Genomic DNA, 552 nt, shown 5'->3' on the forward strand with positions numbered 1-552 from the left:
GTAGCACCGGAAGCGCAGGAAACTGCCATTTGCAGACCGGCCTCACCCGAAGATCAACACGCCTTACGAGCTGGCCCGGTCCAGCGCCGCGACATCGTCCGCCGAAAGCTTGAGCGATGCGGCGCGGATCAGGCTGTCCATCTGGGCCGGCGTCGTGGCGCTGGCGATCGGCGCGGTGATGCCTGGACGCGCGATGATCCAGGCCAGCGCCACTTCCGCCTGCTTGGCCGAATGGCGTTCGGCCACTGCATCGAGCGCGGACAGGATGCGCATGCCGCGCTCGTTGAGGTAGCCGGCCACGCCCTCGCCGCGCGCGCTTTGCCCGAGATCGGGCTTGCTGCGGTATTTCCCGCTCAAAAATCCCTTGGCCAGGCTGAAATAGGTGATGACGCCGATATCCTCAGCCTTGCAGAGATCGAGCAGCGGTCCGTCGAGCGATGAGCGATCGTACAAATTGTATTCAGGCTGCAGCACCTCGTAACGCGGCAGGCTGCGCAGGCTGGCCACGTCGAGTGCCGCGCGCAACTGGCCGGCATCGAGATTGGAGCAGCC

Annotated in this window: 1 protein-coding gene; it reads right to left on the reverse strand. The window is 65.2% G+C overall.

The genetic code is table 11. The features are described 5' to 3' along the window. Window positions 1–63: 63 nt before the first annotated feature. A partial coding sequence (locus EOA28_RS37940; RefSeq protein ID WP_148671219.1) for an aldo/keto reductase occupies window positions 64–552 on the reverse strand: 489 nt, incomplete at its 5' end.

Origin of the sequence: Mesorhizobium sp. M2A.F.Ca.ET.067.02.1.1, assembly GCF_004023285.1 — a bacterium.
Taxonomy (GTDB): Bacteria; Pseudomonadota; Alphaproteobacteria; order Rhizobiales; family Rhizobiaceae; genus Mesorhizobium.